A 387-nucleotide genomic window follows, 5' to 3' on the forward strand; every position below is an offset into this window, starting at 1 on the left:
CCTCCAAGTGGGGTCTCGAATCGGAAATGACGAAGGGCCACATCAAGAAAGCGCGGGATGGTGAGACGCCTTTCGACTTCCTCCGGGCCTACCTGGGCGATGGGGACAAACAGGCCGGGGCACTCTTTGCGGAGTTCGCCAAGGTGTTTAAAGGCAAGCGYCAATTGCACTGGTCRRCRGGCCTCAAAAAGCGGTTCGCWATCGGRGAAATGAGCGATGAAGAGTTGGCCAATAAACAAGACGATCAAGCTGTGCTCCTGGGCTCGATTTCTCTGGAACAGTGGCGGGCAATACTTCGGCACGAAGGGCGCGCAATTGTTCTGGAGCTTGCGGAAAAACAGGGGTGGGAAGTCGCTACGGGGTATATCGAATCAATCTCTCTGAGGG

Annotated in this window: 1 protein-coding gene; it reads left to right on the forward strand. The window is 55.9% G+C overall.

What is annotated here, in order from left to right; all coding sequences use genetic code 11:
• Positions 1 to 26: 26 nt before the first annotated feature.
• Positions 27 to 387, forward strand: a 361-nt coding sequence (locus tag AC1DF0_RS32575) for a hypothetical protein (RefSeq protein WP_477577754.1), incomplete at its 3' end; no start/stop codon positions are given.

The organism is Paenibacillus sp. 05T425, assembly GCF_056396205.1.